This is a genomic window from Weissella confusa (genome assembly GCA_041871065.1).
GTDB lineage: Bacteria > Bacillota > Bacilli > Lactobacillales > Lactobacillaceae > Weissella > Weissella confusa_A.
The window spans coordinates 1,228,404-1,253,687 of record CP168942.1; the positions used below are offsets into that span (position 1 = coordinate 1,228,404).

The following is a 25,284-nucleotide window of genomic DNA, read 5'->3' on the forward strand; positions in this document are numbered from 1 at the left end:
GGTTCAAAAAAGGTGTAACCGATTACATTAATGTTGTGGTGCACCATCAATCTTTGGCGCAGCATCTTTCTCGTGGTGATAGAACTTGTAATACAACAAACCGGCAATCACCGGAATCACAGCTGCCAACAAATACAGCTCACGGAAGTTCAACATCTTCTCCACATCCCCCAACACAAACGGACCAACCCCGATTCCCAAATCAAGCCCGATAAAGTACGTTGACAATGACACCCCGACGCGAAGTGCATTCGGTGCCAACTTCAATGCAACAGCTTGCCCGTTAGACATAAAGGTACCATAACCCAAACCGATGAAGGCACCCGACAGCAACAACATAAAGCCGGAATGCGTCACACCAAGTAACACTAGTCCAACTGCTAGCGATACATATGCTGGATACATGACGTAATCCTCGCCGCGTGTATCAAAAATTCGACCTGCCATTGGTCGCGTAAACGTAATGACCAGGGCGTACACGACGAAGAAGAATGAACTGATACTTACCAAGTGAATCGTCTTGGCGTATGAAGACAAGAATGACAACACTGATGAATATGAGAAGCCCATCAAGAAACCAATGCCGGCAATGAACAAGGCCTTACGCTCAATCAAATTATCAAAGGTCATGTGGCGTAAGGCTGCCTTACGTTCTGGCGTCAACGACAAATTATGAATTGGCAAGAGCAACGTGGCAATTGTCGTCAACAAGATTAGGACTGATGACACCATGACAATGAAACGGAAATTCGTGAGGTTCAATAAAATCATCCCCACAAACGGACCAATCGCAGCGGCCAATGACGTACTCAATCCATAGAAATTAATGCCCAACCCCTTCTTATCTTCGGGGATGTAATCCGTCACAATCGCATTTGTGGCAGTTGACGTCATACCATAGGCAAATCCATTTACCAAACGCACAACAAACATCACCCCGATATTAGGAATAATTAAGTAAGCCAATGTTGAGACCAAGTAGATCAAAGCACCAAAACGCAATGATTGTTTGCGACCAATGATGTCGAGCTGTTGCCCAATAATAAGTCGGGCAATCAACGTCCCAATAACATAAATACCTGACGCCAAACCAGCTTGTGCTAAGTTGGCATGCAAATTCGTGTGGACCACGACTGCAATAATGACCATCAATAGATAGTAAACAAGATACACAATAAAATTGATGGCTGTAATACTAATAAAGCCAGCGTTAAAAATGCTGGTAACCGGTTTTCCCGTTGTCATGTAAACATAACTCGCTTTCGTAAAGTCTGTGTTTCAGTCTAACTACCAACGGCAGTGAGAACAAAAACGAGATTTTCAAAAGTGTAAAAACCGTTTTTTGCGGATTTGATTAGTCTTTCTATACTAAGAGCAGATATTCACAGGGAGACAAATACTATGCCACACACGAATGAACAAATCGCACACGATTTCGCAATCGCCATTGCTGCCCAGAACTACACGAAGAGTTCTGTGCGCAACATTGGCTATGCGCTTGATGATTATGATCAAATCTATCACCAAGTGCTTGAGCAACTTGCACTCACCCATCATATTGCGGTATAACCTAAATTAACTGAACGATTAAAAAGGCAGTGTCAGCACTGCCTTTTTGTGTTTGCGGAGGAACAAACTTGTGGATTGGCTACTACAGAAAAAAGAACGCGATAAGTTAACGCTCAAAAACTACCTGATGATGCAACCATTACCAATGGTGCCCATCAAGCAAGTCATTAACGACCTTGGTTGGTCAAAGTATCTCGTGATGAATTACGGTCAAGCTTTGGCCGACGATTTGGCGCAACTAGATCAACACGAATTGGTGTCGTTTGATGGTACGCGCCAACATTTTATCGTGCGACCGGGTCACATTATGCTGTTCGATGAATTGCGTCTGCAGTATCTGAACCGTGCGCCAAAATATCATTTGCTGATGGCCTTGTTATTTGGCACGTTTGAAACCGTTGCTGACTTTGCGGTACAACACGATTTTTCAACGCCATACGTCCGTGAACTCCTACAAGATCTACAGCAAGATTTACAACCTTACCATATTCAAATTAACGAGGCATTCGTTTTAACCGGTAATGAAAAAGAAATTCGTTACTTTTTCTTCCGCATCTTGTTTGACTACTACACACGCCAAAGTAATCCGCTACCAGCCACTGCCATCGAATGGGCACAGACCACTTGGGCCGACTTAAAATCAACCAGTCCCAATCCAATTTCACCCGCGATTAGTTTAATAGTCGAATTCCAATTAGGTATTTGGTACGTGCGAATGACGCATCAACACATCATTACACCGGCTGATTCGGCCCCAGTCCTTGATGAAGCAGCCGATCTACCAGCTACAACCCGTTTATTCCTCAATCGCATGCGTCAGCACCTAACGTCGTCATTAGGTCTATCAGACACCGCAGCCGGATACGAAGCACGTTTTGCATTGAGTGCCCTCTACGCTTTTGGTTTCGCACGTAAAGAACACTTTGAAACGTACATGCCAATTGAAACACGTCTCTTGTTCAGTGTCATCTCGGATATCATTGCCCGTGAGCTACCGGCTTTCTTCGGCAACGCCTATCTAATGACGCATAAATTAATCGACGCGATTCAGCATGATCTGTACACAACCAATTTGCGTTTGGTCTACTTTCACAGTGCGTTGCGCCCGGAACCGAACGTGGATGAGGCCATTTCACAATTTCCAGTTTATGCGCAATTGACGCAACATCTAATGCAAGCAATTGCTACTGAAACGAACATTTCACATGACACGTTGCAAAACACGTTATTCGAAGACTACTTCAACACGTTCATTACCCGCTTGCCACAAGAAGAAGTCTTGCCCATCATCACGGTTGATTTGGAATTTGTTGATAACGCTGCGCTTGGTCGTCGCTTGGCGCAATTAATGACCAACATGCCTGGTTTGAATATTATTTTGAGCTTTGATACCCCAGATTCGGCTGATTTGGTCATTTCTAACACCCACTTATCCGGCAGTGAACGGCGACACTTGTATCTCAAGGCCAGCCCGACGTTAGCTGAAATTGAAGAAATTCGCCAAGTGCTCCATCAAATCACTGTTCAAAAATTTGAACGCTTTACTGGTCAAACAATTCCAGTTCACTTTAGCTAAAAAAGGCACGTCACCCAATTGATGGGCGACGTGCCTTTTCGCATTAAATCAACGTAAACTTTTCAATCATCAACTCTGGGTGGATGATCTTCATGTCAGTCGTGCCTTCCGAGGCATAACCAGCTTCTTCAAACGTTTCTTGCAATTGACGCTTAAAGGCAAACCATGAACGCATATCAGCGCGCAACAATTCTTCAATTTGTTGCAAGACTTCACGTGGGTTATCAACCTTGGCGTCAGCGCGAATCTCTTCGCGAATCTTTTCGATTTGTTCAGCGGAGAAGTACTTTGGCTCATCAAGCAATTCAGCCACAGCTTCTGACAACAATGGGTTAACCAACACGTTTTCAGCGCGTGACATCATCTTCTTAACGGCTAGCTCAATCGCCATCTCCGTCAAATACGTATTCGTGATGTGCAACGCAACCTTGACCAACGGTGACTTTTCGCGTTCCTTACGGCGCTTCTCTAGCTCGTTTCGCACGTCAGCTGGAGATGGAATTTCATAGCTCATCAATCTATTCTCCTTAGTTTTTATTACCTTAATCATAACAAACTAATTGCGTTTTGTTTCTGGGTGATTTGTACCCTTTTTGAGGACAACTATTGACTAGACTTGTGCAAATCTATTTGCTATAGTTACGTTAATGCATGGAATAAGCCATGTAATACACGACTCTAAAAGACGCCGGTAGTCAGCAATGATTACCGGCGTCTTTTGTCTCTATTTTTTCCCAATTGGCATACAAATATGTATGTCGGCCCCAACTAAAAAGCGCATAATGGTAGTGTAATCAAATATAGGGGGATATTATTTTGAATACAATAGAAGCATTACGCGCTATCGTCGGAAAGTCGCATGTTATCACCTCACCTGATAAGTCGCTGCGCTATCGCAAAGGTTATCGATCAGGTCGTGGGGATGCCTTGGCAGTTGTGTTGCCGGGTACACTAATGGAACTTTGGGAAGTTTTGAAAGTCTTGCACGACAATGACCTGATTATCATTATGCAAGCATCGAATACCAGTTTAACTGAGGGATCAATCCCCGCACCTGGGTATGATCGCCAGGCTGTCGTCGTGAACGGGTCACGTATTAAGGGGATGCAACTCATTAATCACGGTGAAGAAGCCTTGGCCTTCCCTGGCACAACGCTATACAAGTTGGAAAACGCCTTGAAAGCTATCGGTCGTGAACCACACTCTGTTATCGGTTCATCGAACTTGGGCGCATCGGTTATTGGCGGTATCAACAATAATTCAGGTGGTGCCTTAATTCAACGCGGACCAGCCTACACTGAACAAGCCTTGTATGCACAAATTGATGAGCATGATGAATTGCGTTTGGTGAACCACCTCGGCATTGCCTTGGGTGATACGCCCGAAGAAATCATCACTAACCTCGAAAATCGTAACTTCAACGTCGATAACGTACCCCACAGTCGCACACGTGTTGGTCACAACCGCGACTATGAAGCACGTGTTCGTGACATTGACTCAGATACACCGACACGTTACAACGCCGATCCAAATGAATTGTACGAAGTTTCTGGTGCTTCTGGTAAATTGGCGGCCTTCGCGGTACGTCTGGATACTTTCCCTAAGGAAGGGGCTTCAAAGGTCTTCTACATTGGGACGAATAATCCCGATGTCTTAGAGCGTTTGCGTCGTCATATTCTGTCTGAACTCACCCACCTACCTGTTTCTGGTGAGTACATGCATAAAGACGCCTACGAGATGGCTAAGAAATACGGGAAGGATTCTTTGATTGTCATCGAAACACTTGGCACCAATGTTCTGCCATACCTATTTGGGATGAAGGCAACCACTGAACGTATCTTGGATCATATTCCAACATTCAAGCCATACTTCCCTGACCGTGTTTTGCAGCACATGGGACAACTTTTCCCTAATCAACTGCCAAAGCGTATCGAGGATTACAGCAAGCGTTACGACCACTATTTGCAACTCAAGATGGCAGGCGATGGTATCGACGAGGCCCGCGCCTTCTTGCAAGACTTCTTTGCAACTGAAGACGGTGATTATTTGGAGCTTGATGATAAAGAAGCTGAACGCATTGCCACCCACCGTTATGTGACAGCGGGTGTTGCCATTCGTTATGAAGAAGTCTTCCAAGACGACCATATTGAAATCTTGCCGCTCGACATCGCGTTGCCACGTAATGAATTTAAGTGGTTTGAGGAGTTGCCAAAAGAAATTGAAGATAAAATCCAATACAAGCTCTACTACGGCCACTTCCTAGATCACGTTATGCACCAAGACTACATTTTGAAGCCGGGTGTCGACGCACACGAGTTGAAGAAGGACATGTTGGCCTTGTTGGATAAGCGCGGTGTCATCTACCCTGCTGAACACAATGTTGGCCACTTGTACGAAGCTGCCCCTGCTTTGGTCGCCCACTACAAGAAGAATGATCCAACGAACAGTTTCAACCCTGGTGTTGGTAAAACCACCATGCGTAAGTATTGGGGAAATTATTAATTAGCTCAAGCGACTGGGATACTTATCCTGGTCGCTTTTTGATGCAAAAAAGCAGTACCGCGTGGGCACTGCTTCATGTTATCTATTCAGTTTTTACACGTTATCTAGCGCGTCCGATTTAGTGCAAGCCACGACGGTTAATTTCACGGTATAACACCGATAGTGATGCGTTGGCCAAGCGCGTACTACGCTTGTCGACCATCACTCGCTTGATACCTGCATCCTTCAGCACTGCCTTAGCCCATGCCTTCGTACCAGTTAAAACCATTGTCGTTTCCTCCTTTGATTTTCTCTATATTCATGTACAAACACAGGTTAACATATCGAAAAGGCCGAGTGCAAAAAGACGTAAAAACTGGGTAAAAATCACAAATGTTCGCTTGCATCCAAACACCACGCGAACGTTTGTTGGGGTCCCTTAAACCAAATCACGGTGCTTAAATCCGATGTAGCCAAGGACAAAACAGGCAACTGCGATTAGACTCATCGTTACCATCACTGCAGTATTTGGTGTCGACACGGGGATGTTTGCTGACCAACCATATGGCGATAGACGCAAAAACCACTTTGGTAAATCTAGCAAGTTGCGCAAATACGTGAGCAGGAAAAAGATGCCGAAATAGGCATACAGAACGCCAAACAATCGTGGCACCCAACCAAGCAGCAAGGCACCGACGCCAAACGATGCCAAAAGCGTTGGTAAATAGCCGATTAACACGCGTTGAATTTGTTCAGCTGGAATAGAACCCGTCACCGAGCTATTGCCGACATGCCAAGCGACCAAGATACCAACCGCAAAAGCAATGACGCCGGCGACGGCTGCCGTTAACGTGTAAGTTGTAAATAACCGTAACCGACCAACTGGCTGCCCAGCAATTAAATTCAATGACCCATTGCGTCGATCTTGCAGATAACGTTGCATCACGTTTAAACTCATCAACGTCACAAACAGCACCATGAACATCGCAATCATTTCCAAGAAATGCGCATAAAGTGTCCGCGTCATCACTGTTGTCGCTTTAACGCCAACAATCGTTTCGATTTGGGTGCTACCGGATAATACTTCTTGAACATCACCGAAAATGCTACCAAACATGGCCGCAAACACCAAAATGGCAATGAACCAGCCGACAATGACCTTCGCCTCCACTCGCATAAATAACGTCGTAAAGCCCCGCAAACTCGCAGGCGCGTGTTGCCGACCGCGACCGGTCATTTGCAGTAAACTGGCGCCTAAATCACGATGCTGGCTTAATCTAACTGCCACAAGGCCCAGCAAAATCCCAATGATCACCATCACGCTGATCGCCCAACTGTCGTTTTTGCCAAATACGCTCGCTGATTCAAGCCAGTTAAACGGTGACAGCCAAGTTAAACCATGCCAGTGCTTAACATCAATCATCGACCGCAGAAAATAGATACCCGCTAAGAAGCCATACCCGAAGAAGTTCGCTGAGCGACTGTCCGCAAAGACTTGCGACCCTATCAAAGCGACACCGCCCATAAAGATGCCAAATGCCACCATCAACCCAACGAATACTAGATATCCTGCTTGGTTGGCACCAGTCATTGGCATCGATAGCCACACCACATACATCCCCAGACCATTAATGATGTTAACGATGACAAGTTCCAAGGCAACTGCGATAACAGGCACCGTTTTTGGCGTCGCTGTCGCTAGAATCAAATCCGTTTCACCCGATTCTTCCATTTTACGGGTACCACGAATGGCTAACTGCACGCTCATCAAGCCTGTTAAAGTAGCCATTAACGGCAACATAATCGCGCCCAATACTAATGCAATCGTCACATGATCACCACCTGGAATCTTGGTGAACAGCGCCACCATCATTGGTGCATCCATCATCTGGCGCAACTTGGCAATATCGCCATCACCACTATAAAGATTCACTATCTTAGCGAGTCCCGACACAATCATCGCTGCATTAATGACCACCCAAACGATGATTAATTTCAAATCCGTCTTTAAATTCGCGCGGAGTAAGCGACCTAAATTAGGCATACTACATATCCCCCGCATCGTAATATTGCATGAACAAATCTTCCAATGTTGGTGGTGTGACCTTCAAATCTGTGACACCAGCTTCGGTCAATTTCGCCAACGCAATCGACAAATCGTCGTGCGCCACACTAAACGACACCTCCCCGCCAGCAGCCATAAACTTATCAAACATCGTTAGTCCATTGGCATCAGCAACCGTTGCTTTCACGTTCAGTTCAGCATGACCTTGCATATCAGCCAAAGACCCTGTTTCAATGATTTCCCCATGACGAATAATTGCCACGCGATCAACCATTTTTTCGACTTCTGACAAGATATGCGAACTCAAGAATACTGTTTTACCAGCTTGCTTCAGCGCTAATACTTCTGTTTGGAAATTGCGTTCTTGCAGCGGATCCAAACCACTCGTCGGTTCATCGAAAATGTAGAACGGTACGTCCGCTGACAACGCGGCGATAATGGCCACCTTTTGACGATTTCCCTTCGAGTACGTGCGTGCTTTTTTCTTTGGGTTCAGGTCAAACTTCTTGATTAGCGCGTCTACGCGGTCTGTGCGGGGATGCCCGCCCATCTTCAGCAACAAGTCAATGATTTCGCCACCCGTTAAATTCGGCCATAAAAACACATCACCCGGTACATAGGCCAACTGCCGGTGTACTTTCACCACATCCCTAGTAGCGTCTTGACCAAGTAATTGAATGTCGCCGCTATCCTTCCTCAACAATCCCAAAATAACGCGAATTGTCGTTGATTTACCAGCGCCGTTCGGACCTAAAAAGCCAAACACTTCCCCTTCATTTACAGTAAACGAAACGTTTTTCAACGCCTCAAATTTACCAAACTTTTTATGTACGTTTTTTACCACTAATACTTCTTTTGCCATATCATCATCTCCCTTGGCGTTACACTGCCATTATGTAACAGTTAAATACCTATCTACAATGCATAACTATCGGGATTCACAGTTTATTCGGATATGACAAAAAAGTTCCGAAAGAATTAACTTTCGGAACTTTTATCGTAGTGGGCCTAGCAGGACTCGAACCTGCAATACCCGGTTCGTAGCCGGGGTGTTTATCCAATTAGCATATAAGCCCAATATTTAATTCGTTGCCTCAACAACATAATTAAATATACGCCCTTTGTTTTTGTTTGTAAAGTCTAAAACCTCAAAAAAAGTAATTATTTTTTTGAAGGGATTTATCCTAAACATATTTGCTACCTTCACGAACCGATAATGGCGCCATTTCGCTTTCATGTGCGTTGATAAACTCACGCACCCAATTTGGATTCGTCTTACTATATTGACGTAGCGCCCAACCAATGGCTTTGTTAATGAAAAACTCAGACGAACCAAAATTGGCAGTTAGGATTTCGGTCATTAACGTCGTATCCGTTTGATCCTTCAAAAATAGCTGGTGAAGAATCGCCAAGCGACGAACCCAAAAAATCGTCATGCTGACTCCAAGCCAGCATCGTCGCTTTCGTTTCAGGATACGTGACAACAATATGACCAACTTCGTGCGCCATGTTATCAACGGTATCCCACCACGATTTACGCATCGCCAATGCTTGGAAACGTGCTAAATCCTCAGGAACCAACAAATCCATCTGTGCTTTCAACATATCCAATGCCACATATTGGTATTCACGTGCGTCTCGTTCCCAAGCATCAGCCACGAAGTCCCAGTCGATCACGCCACTTTGCTTGGCGGCCTTGATAAACGGTTTCGTTAGCTCTCGGCGAAGTGGTGTTTTAATTCCTAAAAACGGAAACTGATTGCGTTGGTACGCAGCCATCCCCACTGCCGTTTCAGGATCTGCATGCGCCTTAAGTAGATCAAATAGGTCTTGCATAGTGCACCCCCTCGTATTATTAAGCACAAGTATACCAAAATAAAACACCCAACCTCGTATCCAAACAAAGTTAGGTGTTAAAAGTCCTATTTTATATTAAGCAGCCACGTTTTCGATAACTGCCAATACATTCGCACGGTAGTCTGATGACTCATCATTCAAACGGCAAATTGCATAGTAGGCATCCTTATAATCAAAGCCATCACGACGTGTTGCAGCGTAAACCATCAACAAGTTGCAAGCATCTTCAGCTGATTCAAGATCACGTAGTTGCTCGCCGGCTTCGATAGTACGGATATCTGACATGTAGTCTTCGTAATCAAACGTATACCATGTTTGCATCTGCTCCAAAACTGGGGCAGCCCAACCTTCTTCACGAACAACAGATGAAACCGTTTGGCCAGCGCGCAACTTGCGTAGCACATTGTTGAAGTGGTTGTTTACATTAATAATATTCGTCGTCATCACAGCAGTCATGTCGTTTACCTCTAAATCATTTTTATCAATGTATTTACTATAGCACGAACTTGTGAAAAAAGGAACAAGCAAACACTTAAAACGCCAGTTAATGCGCTTAAATAGCCGTTTTATTTTGTGAAAACGTTATCATTATTGCAACTTTGAGAGCTTTTCAGCAACACGCTTATTGATTTTAGCCTTCACATCATCCGTCCAACGCTTAGCTTGCATCTCACGTAAAGCATTCTCTGCGAATTCCGCAACATCATTACCGACCAAATCAAGCACCGGCACATTGTTAGCTGCGCCTTCCTCGAAAAAGTCGATCAAATCGTAAATCCCAGCCATCATGTCCATGCCATCACCACCTGCAAAATGCCAGAAGTAATTTTGCACTTCGCCGATGACAATTTGATAATCCGCTGGCATCGCTTTAATGCGCGCTTGTTGCTTGTTCCACTCCGCCTTGTCGGCCTTCATTTGCTTGAAGTCAAACCACTTCTTAATGTCCGTCCATTCTAGTGCCATTGTTAATTCTCCTTCAACTTGTTCAACTGCGCTGTGATAAAGCCCCAGCGTTCCCAGAAATTACGCAATTCTGCTTCGCCTGCTGCGTTCAGTGTGTAAAACTTACGCATCGGACCAACATCAGACTTCTTTTTGGCAACGTTCACGAGATTCTTTTTCTCAAGACGAATCAAAATCGTGTAGACCGTGCCTTCAACAATATCTTCAAAGCCGGCGTCTTGAAGGGTTTTGGTTATTTCGTAACCGTATGTTTCGTGGCGGTTGATAATCTCAAGCACCACACCCTCAAGGACTCCTTTCAGCATTTCTGTTATGCCAGTCATGTTATTTCCTCACTACTCCGTATTGCTTGTACCACTATATAGTAAAACTAAGTAGCTAATCCGTCAACTACTTTGTGTCACAAAGTAGTGAATGCAAAAAACGCGCTTAGCTACGAGCTAAACGCATTAATTATGTTTACTTATTTTCTTCTTGCAATTCAAGCAAACGTGCACGCAATGCGTCATCATATGCCGTCAAGTACAAGCCATACTTACCACGCTTGATCAAGACGTTCAAAACGTTGGCAATAAAGGCCTTGTACTCTTCTTCCGTGAACTCACGGTCTTGGCGCTTCTTGAAGATTTCCTTGTGAGAATACTTTTCAGGAATAATCGTCACGCTATCCGTCTTAGGATCGTAACCAAATGAAGGACCGATAATCATCCCCACGTAGTTCAAATCGAAACCTTGCAACGTGTAAATCGTTCCAACTTGGGTAATTGAACCCTCACGCTTTGCCCAGTGCGTACGTTGTGGATCCCATTCGTCCCAAGGCAAGTTGAATGTATCCATTTCAACATTGTGGCGTCCGTCAATACGTGGGAATCCTGACGTTGCAACAACACGACTTTGACCGAATTCCTTGTTCTTCGCCTTAATGGCTTCGTACAAATCACCCGCCTTGTCAAAGACCTTGAATTCAAAATCAGAATTGTTTGGGAATGGGTGCAATGGCTTTTCAGCCGTCAAATCATCCATCCAGTCCACTTGTTCTTGACTAGCTACCATTCGGTATTGGAAGTCCATGTCGAATTGGTGATATGGGTGCTTGCCAATCGTCTTAAATAGCAAGTCCTTGTCCCAGTACATCTTTGATTGGAACACTTGGGCGAAGTCGTAAACCACGACCACAACCTTGGCCAAATCCATCAAGTCCTTCAATTGGTTTTCACCATTGTAGTGCATGTATGGTTCTGGCTTTGACAACAGCAAGTGCGCTTCGTCAACGAAAATAACATCGTACTTCCAGTTACGCTTTTGCGCGTTGTTAATCAATGGCGTAGGACGCGTAATGTCCTTGTCGCGCATACCTGGAATATCAACGGCCAAATCCTTGTACGCCTTGAATAGCTCAGGGTGGTTAACAACCAATGCAGTCTTGTAACGCTTGTCAGTCATGTACTTAGTAACCAAGTTCATCAAAACAACTGACTTACCAGTACCAGCAGCACCTTGGATAATAGCCACACGGTGATCGTTTTGCTTCAAACCATCCCCAATGTAGGCGTTCATGTTAGAAATAACAGCTTCTTGTTGCGCTGATAGATTATCAACGAAAAATTGTTCTTGTAAAATCTTATTCATAATGTTTTCAATTATACAACGTGCACGCCTATTAAGCCACGGACCTTCCTGACAAAAAATACATGTCAATTTGTGCCATTTCCAGCACTTTGCCCCTGACGGGACTGACAACTCGCCTCGCCTAGTGTATCCTAACAGCAAATAAATCAGTTCAGGAGGAACCAATCATGCTATCCATTCAAACAATTTTGACATACGGGGTCATCATTCTAGCCGTAATTCTTGTGATTTCAGGTATCGTTGGCATCGTCAACTACATCCGTAAAAACGCTGGTCATGTCACATTTGGTGGCGTGGTTAAAAGTTTCTTCAAAGGAATCGGCTGGCCATTCATTTGGATGATTGAATTTGTCGGCTTGGCAATCACATTCTTATAGAGCAGACTCTAGCTTCACAGTCATGTGAGGCTTTTTTTATTGCATAAATCCTTGCACCTTCATCTGATTGGGGTATACTATTCTTAAACAGGTAAGTAATCACTTACTTACCAAATTTACAAAAAGGAAAATATGACTATGGCTCAAGAAATCATTAACCTATCTGACGTCAAAAAATCGTTTGGCTCGCAGCCCGTTTTAAAGGACGTATCTTTTCAAGTTCACGGCGGTGAAATCGTTGGCCTAATCGGGCCATCTGGTGCGGGTAAGTCAACAATCATCAAGATTACGCTTGGTATGGAAAAAGCTGACGGCGGTCAAGCAACTGTTTTCGACACAGTGATGCCCAATCGTGAATTACTTGCTAATATCGGTTACATGGCCCAGACTGACGCGCTTTATGATGCTTTAAGCGGCCGTGAAAACCTCGCCTTCTTTGCCAAAATGAAAAATGTGACTAACGATGTGGCGACAGAAATCAATCACGTTGCCGAAGTGGTTGATTTGACCAGTGATTTAGACAAACGCGTCAGTGGTTATTCTGGTGGTATGAAGCGACGCCTATCATTGGCCATCGCCTTGCTCGGTGCACCTGAACTGTTAGTCCTGGATGAGCCAACTGTTGGGATTGATCCATCATTGCGCCAAAAAATTTGGGCTGAATTAACACGACTACGTGATGAAGGTCGTGCCATTTTGGTAACCACTCACGTCATGGATGAAGCGGAGCTAACCGATCGTGTTGCCCTACTACTTGACGGGTCTGTGATCGCAAACGATGCACCAAAGACCTTAGAACAACAATACGGCGTTGATTCAATTGAACACGTCTTTTTGAAAGCGGAGGCCCAACGATGAAAACATTTGCAATTGCTAAACGCGTTTTAACTGAATTGATTCGCGACAAACGTACCCTCGCCTTGTTGTTTGTGGCGCCGCTACTGGTGCTCGCACTAATGAGTTACGTCTTTAACGTTAATACCACGACAACAAGTTCAATTGCGACAGTCCAAGTGCCAACCGCAATTTACAACAACCTCGATGCTACAAAGCACGTTTCCGTTAAGGCTTACGATTCTACGGCATCATCAAAAAAGGCTTTGGAAGCTGAACGCGTTGATGCAATCATTGATTATTCAGATCACACCTACCATGTGACTTATGCCAACACGGATGTTTCAAAAACCGCATTAGCGAAGATGGCCTTACAAGGTGCCATCACCAAGTCAAATATTACTGGTATGGCGGATGCGCTAAAAGCCTTAGAAGCCAACTTACCGGCTGCTGCTCAAACAAAAGCAGTCTCTGCGCAAACACCTAAGATATTGAACACCTACAATTACGGTAATGCTAATTCAACTTTCTTTGATAAGATGATGCCGATTTTGATGGGGTTCTTCGTGTTCTTCTTTGTCTTTTTGATTTCGGGGATGGCCTTATTGAAGGAACGTACATCTGGTACACTTGAACGTTTGCTAGCAACCCCAGTACGCCGTGCCGAGATTGTCACTGGCTACTTAATTAGTTATGGTTTGGTGGCCGTTGTACAGACTTTGTTAATCGTCTTGTTCACGATTAACGTCTTAAACGTTCAAGTCGCTGGTTCAATTTTCTTAGTCATCTTAACGACCCTTTTGTTGGCGTTAGTTGCCTTGGCGTTGGGAATTTTCATGTCAACATTTGCGCAATCCGAATTCCAAATGATGCAATTTATCCCACTAGTTGTCGTACCACAAATTTTCTTTTCGGGCTTGATTGATTTGCATGCCATGGCCGACTGGGCGCAATGGTTAGCTAATTTGTTGCCAATGAAGTACGCAGCATCCGCTTTGACCGATGTCATCCTCAAAGGAGCCAACTTCTCTGACATTGCCGGTAATTTGCTTGCTTTGATAATTTTTATTATCATTTTAACGATTGGCAACATTGTTGGCCTAAAGCGTTATCGAAAGGTGTAATTTAACATGACTGATCAAGTTTTAAGTTTTGATGAATGGCTAACAACCACTGACATGCCCGATGGCAAGCGCCGTATTCTAAGTGCTGCAGTAAGCCTATTTGCACAAAACGGCTTCCACGCAACCTCTACCGCTGCGATTGCCAAAGAAGCTGGTCTCAGTGATGCGACCATGTTCAAGCACTTTAAAAATAAAAACGCGTTGCTGGATGCGATTCTGACACCACTACTTGAACAACTAGTGCCCAATGTCGGTGAGCAATTCGTCACATCTGTTCAAGATAAAGCAACCACACTCAATGACGTCATCGCATTCATTGTGTCTGATCGTTGGTCATTCATGCAACAGAATAACGAAGTGATTCAAGTATTGGTAAACGAAGCCCTGGCTAACGCGACTCTCAGGGAGCATATGATTAGCGAAATTGGCCCAAAGTTAAGTCATGTAACGACAATTTTGCAAGGCCTAATGCGTAGTGATTCATCGATTAATCCGCAGTTAACCGGCTATGATTTGCTTCGCATTATTGCAGGCCAACTGATGATTCATTTCATGTCACAATATAAGTTCCAGACCCAGCTTAATAATGAAACGGTACTCGCCAACGTCACCTTAATGACCCAGCAAGCACTGCGTTAACAGAAAAACCTGCTGAATCTAAATCAGCAGGTTTTTCGTTTACACTTACAATTCCTTAGCCATCAAGATATCAGTCTGACGATCTGTACCCATGTAGAAATCGTGTGACTCACCCGTCCTTGAGAAGCCCATCTTCTCGTAGAAAGCAATCGCATTCGGGTTGTACTCCCAAACGCCAAGCCAAATGCGATCCTTATTCAGCTCATGGGCAACCTTTTCAGCCTCAGCAATGAAGACGCGCCCCAATCCGCGGCGTTGGAAACTTTTACGAACATAGATGCGTTCGACTTCGAGCGCCGTCTCACCCATTTCCTCAGACTGGGCATCCCCAACGTTCAACTTCAAATAGCCCGCAATTTCATCATCTACCATCACGAAATAGAATAATGAACCGGCATTTTCTAATTCTTCTGCAAGCACTGATTCTTGATATGCATCAGCCAAATAATCACGCAAATTTTCAGGTGTGTTTTGGGCACCGAATGTATCCGTAAACGTTTCAATGGAAATCTCACGTAGCTCATTTACATCAGCTACAGTTAGTCGCTTAAGTGTTGTCGTCATGTGTCTCTCCTAATACTCTCGTTGATGGCCTTTCTTCACAGCATTCCAGTCAGTCGCAACATTCTCGCGCATTCGGTGTAACAAGTTATTCAGTGTTTGCACCTCATCTGTTGTAAATCCTTGCAGCGCCACCGTCTCCGAATAATCATTTTCACGTTTGATAACGTCATACAGTTCACGACCTTTATCAGTCACTTCCAAATGCTTAATCTTCAAGTTTTCTGCGCTGTCACGCTTCACGATCATACCGTCCGCGAGTAGCTTTTTAACGGCACGCGCAACAGTGGTGCGATCAACCATAAGCATCTCAGAAAGCTCTTCCTGGATGATGCCGGGATTCTCCGCGATGCGTGCCAAATACAAGTACTGACCCTTCGTCAGTTTAAATGACTTGAACTCAACATTACTGATTGAATCCAAAGCTCGGGCAATCATGCCGATTTCTCTTAAATTACTAGTCATTGTGTCATCCTCAGAAATTATCCTATCTTGTTTTTGTTGCAAATACAACAAAAAGCGTCCATTAATGATAACGAACGCCAATGTGTTATAAGTTCAAAATGTGCGACATCGTGCCGGCTTCAACGATAACCAGTACGCCCAGTATGATGTAGACGAGCGCTGTAATCCAACGACCGAAACGCTCAAACACTTCCCCAATTTTTGGAATCTTTGCCAAACGTTGGCTAGCAAAGGCCAAAAATAAAATGTTCACCATGAATGTTGCTGACGCGATTACCAACCGTCCAGCCGATAGCGTTGTCATGTACGGCGTAAATAACCCAATATTATCCGGCAAGCAACTAGACAACGCAATTATCATCATCGTTAAGACGAGTGATTTATCTTCGCGTTCTCGTGCAATCTTGCGTGCATTTTCATCTGCCTCACACGCTGCAAACAAGTAACGAATACCGAACGCAATTGGCACAAACCCCAAAAATCCAAGTATCCAATCCGCCGGTATAAATTTGAAAACAAACGCAAACAACATTGGTACCGTCACCAAAATTGTTGACCCCATTACCTGTCCAATCAAAATTTGACGGTGTTTTGTCTTCGTTGGATACATCGCAAATAATGTTAATAGAATTAATAGCAAATCGATCGCAGTCGTCCAATAAAGAATCGTCGTAGACACGATTGTATTAATCATATGTTCATCCCCTTCCTAAACATGAAAATATTAACATGTTTAGTTGAGACAGTTACTCATCACTCACCTATCCGGTATACCTTTCAGGTCTATGGTAGAAATTTTCTTGCATGTAAAAAAACGCCTACGCAATTGCATAGACGTTGATTGTTAATTATAAGGCATCATATAACTCGTCAGAAACGGGCTCAAGCCATTCAGGCGTTCCAGCCGTAATTGCAATGTGCTCAAACCAGCTATCCTTCTTAGCACCGTGCCAGTGCTTCACACCATCCTTGGTCACAATCGTATCACCAGCCTTCAATGATTGCGCTGGTTGACCTTCTTCTTGATACCAACCTTCACCAGCAGTGACAAGCAAAATTTGGTACCCGTCATGATGAATGTGCCAGTTATTACGTGAACCTGGCTCAAACGATACAGAGCCAACCCCGATTTTATCATCAGGCGACGTCACCAAATTCGTTAGGTACGTATCACCCACAAAGAATTCACCGTATGGATTCAAAACACCCTCTGGGAAAATCGTCCCTCGCTTAATTTCTTCGTACTTTGCCATTACTTTTCTCCGAATACTTCTTTTGCAATAGTGAATGCTGACCAGGCTTTTGGCCAACCAACGTAAAACGCCAATTGCGTAATAATTTCAGCCACTTCATCAGCGGTCAAGCCATTATCTTTGGCCTTCGCCATGTGAAATGGCAATTGCTCAAAAGCGCCCGTTGATATCAATGCCGTAATGGTCGTTAATGAACGATCACGGGCTGACAATTCAGCCTCACGTGACCAGACTTGACCAAACAAAACCTCATCATTCAGTTCCGCAAACTTGGGTGCAAATTCACCAAGTGCGTCATGTCCTGCTGTTACTTTTTCTGCCATGATGTCCACCTCTAATCCAATGTGCCACCGTAAACCGGGAAGCCACTAAATTCGCCATAGTCGTTAAACGTCACCTTGTTTAACAACGTCATATCGTCATCAGAAATCGCGAAGTCCACTGTTGCATTTGCAATCATGTGTGCCTCAGACGTTGCTTTTGGTAATGGCAATGTGTTCAGTTGCAATAAGTAGCGCATACCCAATTGCGCAACAGAAACACCGTACTTGGCAGCGATTTGTTGCAAGTTTTCGTTCTTCAACATTTCACCGTGACCGAATGGTGAGTAAGCTTCAATTTGAATGTCATGCTTTTGGGCATACTCGAACACGCTAAATGGTACATTACCAATGTGCGCCAAAACTTGATTAACTGCCGGCTTCACATCACTGTTATCAAGGATATTCTGCAAGTCAATTTCATCGAAGTTTGACACACCGATTGCACGAATCTTACCAGCAGCTTGGGCTTCAGATAGCGCACGCCAGGCTGCCAAATTTCCTTCAAAGAAACGATCATCATTTTGGAATTCAACCCAAGGCTTTGGTGAGTGAATAATCATCATATCGATGTAATCGAGGTTTAAATCGTTTAGTGAACGATCGATTGCGGCAACTGCCTCTTCGTAGTTCTTAAATTCAGCTTGCAACTTAGTTGTTACAAAAATGTCTTCACGTGGTACACCGGCGTTGCGAACACCACGACCGACACCAATTTCATTGCCGTACGCTTCGGCAGTATCGATATGACGGTAACCAACTTTAATCGCTGTCTCGACTGCCTTGGCTGCATCATCATTATCTTCAATCATCCAAGTCCCAAAACCAATCTTTGGAATCTTGACGCCATTGTTCAAAGTATAGGTTTCATCAAAAATCGTCATACTAATGTCCTCCGTTTATTTAAGAATCACGCGCACCGTTGCATTTCGTGGACCGTCAGCAATCATTGGTGGCATGTACTGGCTACCCGCGTATTTCTTACGGTAAGCGTCATCAATTTCATCTTGTAGCGCTTCATGACCAGCGACTGGCACGAGTTCAAATGCAACCGTGTATTCATTACCGGCAATCATAATATTGCCAGCGCCCTGATCTTTAGCGGCGTTATACCAACGTGACTGTTGACCATTCCAAGCTCGCACGTAAAGGTCACCATCAACTACGACGGACCAAATCCACGTTAACGTGCCCGGCGTTGTGCCATCTGCGCGATAAGGTGCGATATGAAAGTCATCAGCCTGCGCAAACGTTTCTTGTTGTGTTGTTGTTAATGTCATCATTTCCACCTCCACTACTTTATGACTCCAGTATATTGCGCTATAATCACCATTACCAATGCTTTGTATTTATGGATAACTATAACGAAAGGTAATGATATGGAACTCCGCGTTTTACGATATTTTCTAGAGGTTGCCCACACCGGTACCTTGACCGCTGCCGCAGCTAAACTCAACGTTACACAACCCGCTTTATCGCGCCAACTAAAGTTGCTGGAAACTGAATTAGGTGTGACACTCATTAACCGTGAGCATAAACCCGTTTCCTTAACCCCTGAGGGCATCTATTTGGCAAAGCAAGCCGAAGACTTAATTGCTATCGCTGATAAAACAGTCACCAATCTGCAATCAAAAGACGCGATTGCCGGTGTCATCACGATTGGTGCAGCGGAAACTAAAATGTTCAACCACGCAATTAAGGCGATTTCGGCAATGCAACAAGCTTATCCGAATGTGACTTTCACGGTCATTTCTGGATCCACAACCGACTTACTAGATCGACTTAACCAAGGCGAACTAGATTTCCTTTTTGCGCTTGATTTCACCCAGAAGGCTTCATACGACTATCTTGACTTCCCGGAAGAGGACGTTCGTGGCGTATTCATTAATAAACAACATCCCCTGGCTAATGAATCAGCAATTACCGCCGATCAGCTCAAGGAATACCCGCTGGCAATTTCACGTCAATCGTCTTTCAATGATTCACTGGTGGAAGAACTTGGCCTCAATGCATCAGATTTGAACATTCGCCTCAAGTACAACTTAATCGGCAATGCCGGTATGTATCCAATGATTGATACTCACATTATGCTCGTCGGTATTGAGGGGGTTATCAACATTCCTGAACTACTCTTCAAACCATTTTCACCAAGAAACGTTTCAGTTGGTTCAATGATTTGGACTCACACCCCGTTCTTGTCACCATTACACGAAGAATTTATTCATTTTCTAGAAGATGAATTGACGAACACACCTCGTGATATGTCATAATAGCGAGTACAGGGGGTAATTAAACATGAGCATTACAGTAAACTTGTACTACACTGGTGAAAATGGTGCAGCCCAAGCATTCGCCAAAGAAATGACTAAATCCGGCGTTATCGATCGTATTCGTGCTACTCCAGGTAACGAACGTTATGAGTATTTTCAGCCACTTGATGACCCAGAAACGATTTTGTTGATTGATGCATGGCGCGACCAGGCAGCAATTGATGCCCACCACGCATCACCCATGATGGCTGAAATTGCACAATTACGTGAGAAATATGATTTGCATATGCATGTAGAATGCTTCATTAGCGATAAGGACGGCATACCAGCGTCTGACCAGTCATTTATTCGTAAGTAACCAAACGAGCTCTAGTAGCTCGTTTTTTTATTTAAAAAGATGCGTTGCTCAAGCGAACTGCCGTCTGCCTTATACAGGAAAGCACGAATCTCAAAATGTTTTGACAAAACTCACCGTCGTATACTGCAGGTGGAGGTTATTATCATGCAAGATGTCAGGCAATCAACTGTTACAAAAATTGAGCTTAAAAAGGCTGTCCTCCTCAGTGAACAAATTGCGCAATTAAAAGAACAAACGGCACAAGTTTTTGGGGAACATGGTCAGTTATTGCATATTTTTATGCAAAAAACGCATGGCCTAACCCCCGAACAATTCCGGGAACAATTTTCTAAAATACCCACCAGTACTGGACCTGGTAACGTGAATTGGTTCGACGTGTTCGATGAAAGTAACGCTTCCCTGACCGAAATTGCTTTCATAGAAGAATTTTGGTACCGCCTTTTTCTCGGTATTGCTTGTGTGTATCATAACCACAATTGGATTAACTACGATAAATTCAACTATGATGAAGCTTACCGTTATCGTGTGTACCTGGTTGTCAAAGAAATGGTCTGCTCGACGTATTTTGAATATTCTGAACCTGATCCATTCACGCTAAAACTATTGATGTTTAGCGGCTTGGCCGTTACGCTGACCCTGACTTTGGCACACCTGATTCATTTTGAGCCAGTTGGGGATGTCTCAAATTGGACGTTTTATCTAGCCGGCTTTATTATCGGGATTTTCTTGATTATTTTGGCAATAACATTGTGGGTGACTAACCGGATTCGCTTAACGTCAACCACACGTTTAGACCATCAACTATATGCATGGTTGGGTGTACCACCATCAAACATCACCATTCCACTCCACCGTGCCAGTAAGAAAAAATTGGTGGTGACTAATATTACGGCGTAAAAAAAGAGCGACTGAATCGCTCTTTTTTCGTCTACTTCAACAATTCAGTTTCTAACACTTGTACAGCCGCCTGAACGGCATCCCAAGGTGCACCGACAACTGGCGAATACGTCAAATCTAAGTCACTAAACGCTTCAACCGTCATGTCGTTATAAATTGCGGTTGCAAAGACATCCGCTCGTTTCGCCACTTCGCTACCGTACTTACCCACCAATTGGGCACCTAAAATTTTGTGTGACTCTTTGTCTGCAGTCACACGAATCGTGATTTTTTCAGCACCTGGGAAATAACCCTTGTGATCATCTACGACCGCAGTTGTCGTGATTGGCGTAAAGCCAGCCGTAGTTGCCTCATTTGGCAATAAACCTGTACGAGCCACAATCACATCAAACGCACGCAAGACCTGTGAGCCGATGATTCCTGCAAAACGCGACTCACGACCCACAATATTAGCACCGGCAACGCGACCTTGTTTATGCGCCGTCGTACCCAGTGGCAAATACGTCTCACCTAATAGGCGGTGCTTGGTCTGAACCAAGTCACCTGCTGCATACACATCAGGTAGATTCGTGCGCATCTGGTCATCAACCACCACCGCATTTTGCTCGGTAACAGTCACGCCCGCATTGACCAACAGCTCACTGTTTGGTCGGACGCCCACAACAACCAGGACAAAATCGAATGCGTCATCCGTCTTTGACCCAATTAGTTGGTACCCAGCTTCAGTTGCTTGAATTTCACTAATCGTTTCATCAGTTAATACCGTGACACCATTATTAGTCAATGCATCATGTACGGAAGCAGCCAAATCAGTTTCCACCGTCGATAACACTTCAGACCCACGTTGTACCAGCGTCACCGAAACACCGCGTCGCGTCAACGCCTCTGCCATCTCGATACCCACATAACCAGCGCCAACGATTGCTGCACGCGTTGGTTGATGTTGCACCAATCGCGCTTCAATATCAAAGAAGTCACCCATTGTATGCAACACATGAATGCCTGCGCCTTCACCGGCAATTGGCAATTCCTTTGGCACAGCCCCGGTTCCAACCATCAACTTGTCGTACGTAAACGTCATTTGGTCGTCACCATGCAATGCCGTCACCGTGTGCTTCTCGGCATCGATTGCTGTGGCCCATGTATTCATGTAAAAGTCGATGTCATAAGCCTTCAAATCATCAACCGTTCGGTGCGCTAAATTTTGCCATTGGGTCACTTCTTTACTGACCGCATATGGAATGCCACAAATTGACAAGTTTGGAAACTCGTCCGCCAAAATCATCGTGATTTTAATCGTAGCATTCAGTTCACGGGCGCGTAGTGCAGCTGAAATACCAGCATCACTACCACCAATGATCAACATCTCCGTCTGTACGTTGGTCATTTAATCGTCCTCTTATTTTCTCATAGTGGGTTAATTATAAGTGGGCGAATCAAAACGTGTCAAACACAAAAAGGCCAGCAGATGACTTAATCACCTACTGGCCAAACGTTATTTCTAAACTAATTGAATCAATGCAACCCCGACAACCATGATAATGATTCCGAGAATTTGCATGACATTAACGCGCTTCTTAACTGATTGATACCAGCCGAATTGTTGCACGATGATGGTTCCGATTAACATACCCATCAAACCAAGGATGGCACCCATTCCAGGTCCAAGTACCGGCACGACGATTCCAATGAAGAACACGAACAGTGAGCCAGGAATACCACCTAGGAAAGCCCACCATGGCGCTGCCTTCATGCCTTCACGATTAAAGAATGGTCGTTCTTTTACGGCAACCAAAATCGTTAGCAAAATCAACGCACCAACGAATGATACAAAGGCACCATCAACTGGCGCACCCAACAAGTGACCCAAGTGTCCGGTAATAGCTTGTTGGAATGACGCGAACATTCCCGTCAAAATTCCCCAAACGTGCCAAAAAACTGACCCACTTGGTGCTGAGCCGTTCTGGTTTTCCAAACGTGCACTCAATACGACGGCAACCAACACACCAATCATAACCAAGATAACACCGATGACCTTCACAGCTGTCAACGCAACCGTTTCTGCACCGACCCAACCAAGGGTTTGGATCATCATTGACATCACAACTTGTCCCAATGTTGGTAGAACAACTGTCTTAACCGCACCAACATTCTTAAATAGCAAAATGTTTGACGTTTGGTAAAGCATTGAGAAGATTCCCGCTGAGTAGACCCACCATGGTTGGTTTGTCTTCGTTAGCGCGATGATGTCGCCCAAGAAATGTGGGTTTTGAATAAATGCAATCGCTCCTAAGAAAATCACACCTAGTGAAAAACTTAAGAATGCAGCTCGGAATGGTGACTTCAAAGCACCACCCAAACGCGCGTTAATTGGGCTTTGGTTTGAAACCGCAAAGCCACCTAATAATCCTAATAGATAAAACATAAAAACTCCATTCGTACAGACTCAAAATTCAGTAATCTCTTGAATTTAACGAGTGCTGACGATGTTTACTTGATAAAGTCCACAGCATCAACACTATGCTGTGCACCCACCTGGTTGTTCAGAACGCATGTTAGAACCCTCCACTTATTTTTAGCAAGTAACATTATGCACGCATTTTGGGGTTTTGAAAAGGTTATATCACTTTTAGTCTTGTGGCACCAAACGTCCATTAACAATCTGCCAAACGTCGGTCGCAACATCGGCCACAAACTGTTCATCGTGCGAAACGAACAGTACAGCTTGCTGGGTCTCTCTTAGATAGGCAGTTAAGGCTTCTAAGGCTGGAATATCCAAATAATTAGTTGGCTCATCCAGCACCAACAACTCACTAGTCTGTAGCAATGCCTTTACTAAAGCCACACGGACGCGCTCACCGCCGCTCATTTGGCCAACCATTTCATTGACCTGCATTAAGCGAATTCCCATCGCACCTAAGAAATTACGGGCTACCTGCTCAGACTCGCTGCTGGTCATCATGACATTTTGCAACGCCGTTTTCGTCGTATCTAGCTGACTTAAATCTTGGTTGGCCACACTCACTCGCAGATTATCTGCATGTGTTACGCCAGGTGCTCCTGTTAGCAAGTGCTGAATGAGCGTTGATTTACCCGATTCATTCGGTCCAACAATTGCGATGCGGTGTCCGGTTTCAATTTTGAACGTCACGTTCTCAATCAAAAGATTATTTCCTTGCATAACCTGCAAATTCAAGGCGGTTAAAACCGGCTTGCCCGATCGAACATTCAGCGGATTTTGTAACTTTAGTTTTGTGGCATCGGCCGGCTTATCAACCTTGCCAAGACGTTCAAGTCGACTATTCAACGCTTTCTTTTGTTGTGAAAACCCTTTTTCAACCCCATTTAACCCCGATTTCATCGCCTCAATTTCAGCGTGACTGTGTTTGTGGGGGTTAATTTTCTTTGCTCGAGCCGACTTTTCGCCGGCTGTTTGCGCTCGCTGAGCTAATCGTTTCTTTTCGTTTGTGACTTGCTTATAGTCTTGCATCTGAGTGCTTCGTTTTGAAGCAGTAGCAGCCAAGTAGTCATCATAACTACCATTTAATGCGGTAACGGTGCCATTTTCAAACGACCAAACGACGGTCGCTACCTCACGTAAAAAGGCACGATTGTGAGAGACAACAATAACCAGCCCCTTAAACCGTTGGATTGTCTTCACCAGCCATTTGTGATGATCAACATCCAAGTGCGATGTTGGTTCATCTAAAATCAAAATATCCGGTCGTTCTGAAATTGCTTGGCGAATCAAGCGCTGCGTCATTTCACCACCAGATTCACCCACGATATCATTAATTTGCGGCACTGTCGCCACATACCCCGGTAGATTAATCTGCCCGGTATAATCCGTATCAATACCCTGCAGCATGTTGAGCAGTGTCGTTTTACCAGCACCGTTTTCACCAATAATCGCAACAACGCCCGTAGCCGGAATTGTCAGATGATCAATCTCAAACAGTTTTTCACCATCAATAGTCTTTACAACATTTTGAATTTGTCCGTTTAACATAAAAGCCTCCAATCTCACCACAATGAGACTGGAG

The 25,284-nt window shown here is 44.4% G+C and carries 29 protein-coding genes, 1 tRNA gene and 1 pseudogene; 10 read left to right on the top strand and 21 right to left on the bottom strand.

What is annotated here, in order from left to right:
• Positions 1-27: 27 nt before the first annotated feature.
• Positions 28-1,245 carry an MFS transporter gene (locus tag ACAW68_05745; protein XGA14999.1) on the bottom strand — a complete coding sequence of 406 codons (1,218 nt, stop codon included), beginning with the start codon at positions 1,243-1,245 and terminating at the stop codon, positions 28-30.
• Between the two features lie 156 nt (positions 1,246-1,401).
• Here ACAW68_05745 and ACAW68_05750 point away from each other — a divergent pair, with 156 nt between their 5' ends.
• Complete coding sequence (locus ACAW68_05750) at positions 1,402-1,569, top strand: hypothetical protein (protein ID XGA15000.1); 168 nt, start codon at positions 1,402-1,404, stop codon at positions 1,567-1,569.
• A gap of 70 nt (positions 1,570-1,639) precedes the next feature.
• Positions 1,640-3,145, top strand: a complete 1,506-nt coding sequence (locus ACAW68_05755) for a helix-turn-helix domain-containing protein (protein ID XGA15001.1) — start codon at positions 1,640-1,642, stop codon at positions 3,143-3,145.
• A gap of 43 nt (positions 3,146-3,188) precedes the next feature.
• Here the strand turns inward: ACAW68_05755 and ACAW68_05760 are convergent, their stop codons facing one another.
• Complete coding sequence (locus ACAW68_05760; protein ID XGA15002.1) at positions 3,189-3,659, bottom strand: hypothetical protein; 471 nt, start codon at positions 3,657-3,659, stop codon at positions 3,189-3,191.
• Positions 3,660-3,961: 302 nt separating this feature from the next.
• On the opposite strand from ACAW68_05760, the gene dld reads away from it, so the two are divergent.
• On the top strand, positions 3,962-5,647 hold the full coding sequence (gene dld / locus ACAW68_05765) for a D-lactate dehydrogenase (GenBank protein XGA15003.1): 1,686 nt from the start codon (positions 3,962-3,964) through the stop codon (positions 5,645-5,647).
• A 118-nt stretch (positions 5,648-5,765) separates the two neighbouring features.
• On the opposite strand, the gene ACAW68_05770 is transcribed toward dld, so the two are convergent.
• The 9 genes and pseudogenes from ACAW68_05770 to ACAW68_05810 form a co-directional block, all read right to left on the bottom strand.
• Positions 5,766-5,915, bottom strand: coding sequence for a hypothetical protein (locus ACAW68_05770; GenBank protein XGA15004.1), 150 nt, complete (start codon positions 5,913-5,915; stop codon positions 5,766-5,768).
• A 150-nt stretch (positions 5,916-6,065) separates the two neighbouring features.
• Complete coding sequence (locus tag ACAW68_05775) at positions 6,066-7,670, bottom strand: ABC transporter permease (protein XGA15005.1); 1,605 nt, start codon at positions 7,668-7,670, stop codon at positions 6,066-6,068.
• Between the two features lies 1 nt (position 7,671).
• Positions 7,672-8,553: an ABC transporter ATP-binding protein gene (locus ACAW68_05780; protein XGA15006.1), complete on the bottom strand. Its 882-nt coding sequence runs from the start codon at positions 8,551-8,553 to the stop codon at positions 7,672-7,674.
• Positions 8,554-8,694: 141 nt separating this feature from the next.
• A tRNA-Arg gene (locus ACAW68_05785) sits at positions 8,695-8,767 on the bottom strand.
• A 108-nt stretch (positions 8,768-8,875) separates the two neighbouring features.
• A pseudogene (locus ACAW68_05790) lies at positions 8,876-9,527 on the bottom strand (DNA alkylation repair protein).
• 96 nt (positions 9,528-9,623) lie between these two features.
• Positions 9,624-10,004 (bottom strand): hypothetical protein, encoded by a 381-nt coding sequence (locus ACAW68_05795; GenBank protein ID XGA15007.1) that lies wholly within the window; start codon positions 10,002-10,004, stop codon positions 9,624-9,626.
• Positions 10,005-10,136: 132 nt separating this feature from the next.
• A complete protein-coding gene (locus ACAW68_05800; GenBank protein XGA15008.1) occupies positions 10,137-10,514 on the bottom strand; it encodes a DUF1048 domain-containing protein in 378 nt (125 codons plus the stop codon).
• 2 nt (positions 10,515-10,516) lie between these two features.
• Positions 10,517-10,837, bottom strand: a complete 321-nt coding sequence (locus ACAW68_05805; GenBank protein ID XGA15009.1) for a PadR family transcriptional regulator — start codon at positions 10,835-10,837, stop codon at positions 10,517-10,519.
• Between the two features lie 136 nt (positions 10,838-10,973).
• Positions 10,974-12,143: a DUF2075 domain-containing protein gene (locus tag ACAW68_05810; protein XGA15010.1), complete on the bottom strand. Its 1,170-nt coding sequence runs from the start codon at positions 12,141-12,143 to the stop codon at positions 10,974-10,976.
• A gap of 167 nt (positions 12,144-12,310) precedes the next feature.
• Between ACAW68_05810 and ACAW68_05815 the strand changes: the two genes are divergently transcribed.
• The 4 genes from ACAW68_05815 to ACAW68_05830 all read left to right on the top strand — a co-directional run bounded on the left by ACAW68_05815 (position 12,311) and on the right by ACAW68_05830 (position 15,117).
• Entirely contained in the window at positions 12,311-12,520 is a 210-nt protein-coding gene (locus ACAW68_05815; GenBank protein XGA15011.1) for a hypothetical protein, read from the top strand.
• Between the two features lie 138 nt (positions 12,521-12,658).
• Complete coding sequence (locus tag ACAW68_05820; protein ID XGA15012.1) at positions 12,659-13,378, top strand: ABC transporter ATP-binding protein; 720 nt, start codon at positions 12,659-12,661, stop codon at positions 13,376-13,378.
• Positions 13,375-14,478, top strand: coding sequence for an ABC transporter permease (locus tag ACAW68_05825; protein ID XGA15013.1), 1,104 nt, complete (start codon positions 13,375-13,377; stop codon positions 14,476-14,478). The genes ACAW68_05820 and ACAW68_05825 overlap by 4 nt, the downstream gene beginning before the upstream one ends.
• A gap of 6 nt (positions 14,479-14,484) precedes the next feature.
• Entirely contained in the window at positions 14,485-15,117 is a 633-nt protein-coding gene (locus ACAW68_05830; GenBank protein XGA15014.1) for a TetR/AcrR family transcriptional regulator, read from the top strand.
• A 45-nt stretch (positions 15,118-15,162) separates the two neighbouring features.
• Here the strand turns inward: ACAW68_05830 and ACAW68_05835 are convergent, their stop codons facing one another.
• From ACAW68_05835 to ACAW68_05865, 7 genes are all read right to left on the bottom strand, one after another.
• Positions 15,163-15,681 (bottom strand): GNAT family N-acetyltransferase, encoded by a 519-nt coding sequence (locus ACAW68_05835; protein XGA15015.1) that lies wholly within the window; start codon positions 15,679-15,681, stop codon positions 15,163-15,165.
• A gap of 9 nt (positions 15,682-15,690) precedes the next feature.
• Positions 15,691-16,143 (bottom strand): MarR family winged helix-turn-helix transcriptional regulator, encoded by a 453-nt coding sequence (locus tag ACAW68_05840; protein ID XGA15016.1) that lies wholly within the window; start codon positions 16,141-16,143, stop codon positions 15,691-15,693.
• A gap of 85 nt (positions 16,144-16,228) precedes the next feature.
• A complete protein-coding gene (locus ACAW68_05845; protein ID XGA15017.1) occupies positions 16,229-16,837 on the bottom strand; it encodes a cadmium resistance transporter in 609 nt (202 codons plus the stop codon).
• 154 nt (positions 16,838-16,991) lie between these two features.
• Positions 16,992-17,396 (bottom strand): cupin domain-containing protein, encoded by a 405-nt coding sequence (locus ACAW68_05850; GenBank protein ID XGA15018.1) that lies wholly within the window; start codon positions 17,394-17,396, stop codon positions 16,992-16,994.
• The gene (locus tag ACAW68_05855) at positions 17,396-17,719 is read right to left on the bottom strand and encodes a carboxymuconolactone decarboxylase family protein (protein ID XGA15019.1); all 324 of its coding nucleotides are present in this window, start codon (positions 17,717-17,719) and stop codon (positions 17,396-17,398) included. Before ACAW68_05855 ends, ACAW68_05850 begins: the two co-directional genes overlap by 1 nt.
• An 11-nt stretch (positions 17,720-17,730) precedes the next feature.
• Positions 17,731-18,594, bottom strand: coding sequence for an aldo/keto reductase (locus ACAW68_05860; GenBank protein ID XGA17007.1), 864 nt, complete (start codon positions 18,592-18,594; stop codon positions 17,731-17,733).
• A 21-nt stretch (positions 18,595-18,615) separates the two neighbouring features.
• Positions 18,616-18,996, bottom strand: a complete 381-nt coding sequence (locus tag ACAW68_05865) for a DUF2255 family protein (protein XGA17008.1) — start codon at positions 18,994-18,996, stop codon at positions 18,616-18,618.
• Between the two features lie 99 nt (positions 18,997-19,095).
• Here ACAW68_05865 and ACAW68_05870 point away from each other — a divergent pair, with 99 nt between their 5' ends.
• The 3 genes from ACAW68_05870 (at position 19,096) to ACAW68_05880 (ending at position 21,241) form a co-directional block, all read left to right on the top strand.
• On the top strand, positions 19,096-19,986 hold the full coding sequence (locus ACAW68_05870) for a LysR family transcriptional regulator (GenBank protein ID XGA15020.1): 891 nt from the start codon (positions 19,096-19,098) through the stop codon (positions 19,984-19,986).
• Between the two features lie 25 nt (positions 19,987-20,011).
• Positions 20,012-20,344 (top strand): putative quinol monooxygenase, encoded by a 333-nt coding sequence (locus ACAW68_05875; protein ID XGA15021.1) that lies wholly within the window; start codon positions 20,012-20,014, stop codon positions 20,342-20,344.
• A gap of 144 nt (positions 20,345-20,488) precedes the next feature.
• The gene (locus tag ACAW68_05880) at positions 20,489-21,241 is read left to right on the top strand and encodes a hypothetical protein (protein XGA15022.1); all 753 of its coding nucleotides are present in this window, start codon (positions 20,489-20,491) and stop codon (positions 21,239-21,241) included.
• Positions 21,242-21,272: 31 nt separating this feature from the next.
• Here ACAW68_05880 and ACAW68_05885 read toward each other — a convergent pair whose 3' ends face one another.
• From ACAW68_05885 to ACAW68_05895, 3 genes are all read right to left on the bottom strand, one after another.
• On the bottom strand, positions 21,273-22,628 hold the full coding sequence (locus tag ACAW68_05885; protein ID XGA15023.1) for an FAD-dependent oxidoreductase: 1,356 nt from the start codon (positions 22,626-22,628) through the stop codon (positions 21,273-21,275).
• A gap of 114 nt (positions 22,629-22,742) precedes the next feature.
• Entirely contained in the window at positions 22,743-23,666 is a 924-nt protein-coding gene (locus ACAW68_05890; protein ID XGA15024.1) for a DMT family transporter, read from the bottom strand.
• Between the two features lie 204 nt (positions 23,667-23,870).
• Complete coding sequence (locus ACAW68_05895) at positions 23,871-25,250, bottom strand: ATP-binding cassette domain-containing protein (GenBank protein ID XGA15025.1); 1,380 nt, start codon at positions 25,248-25,250, stop codon at positions 23,871-23,873.
• Positions 25,251-25,284 lie beyond the last annotated feature (34 nt).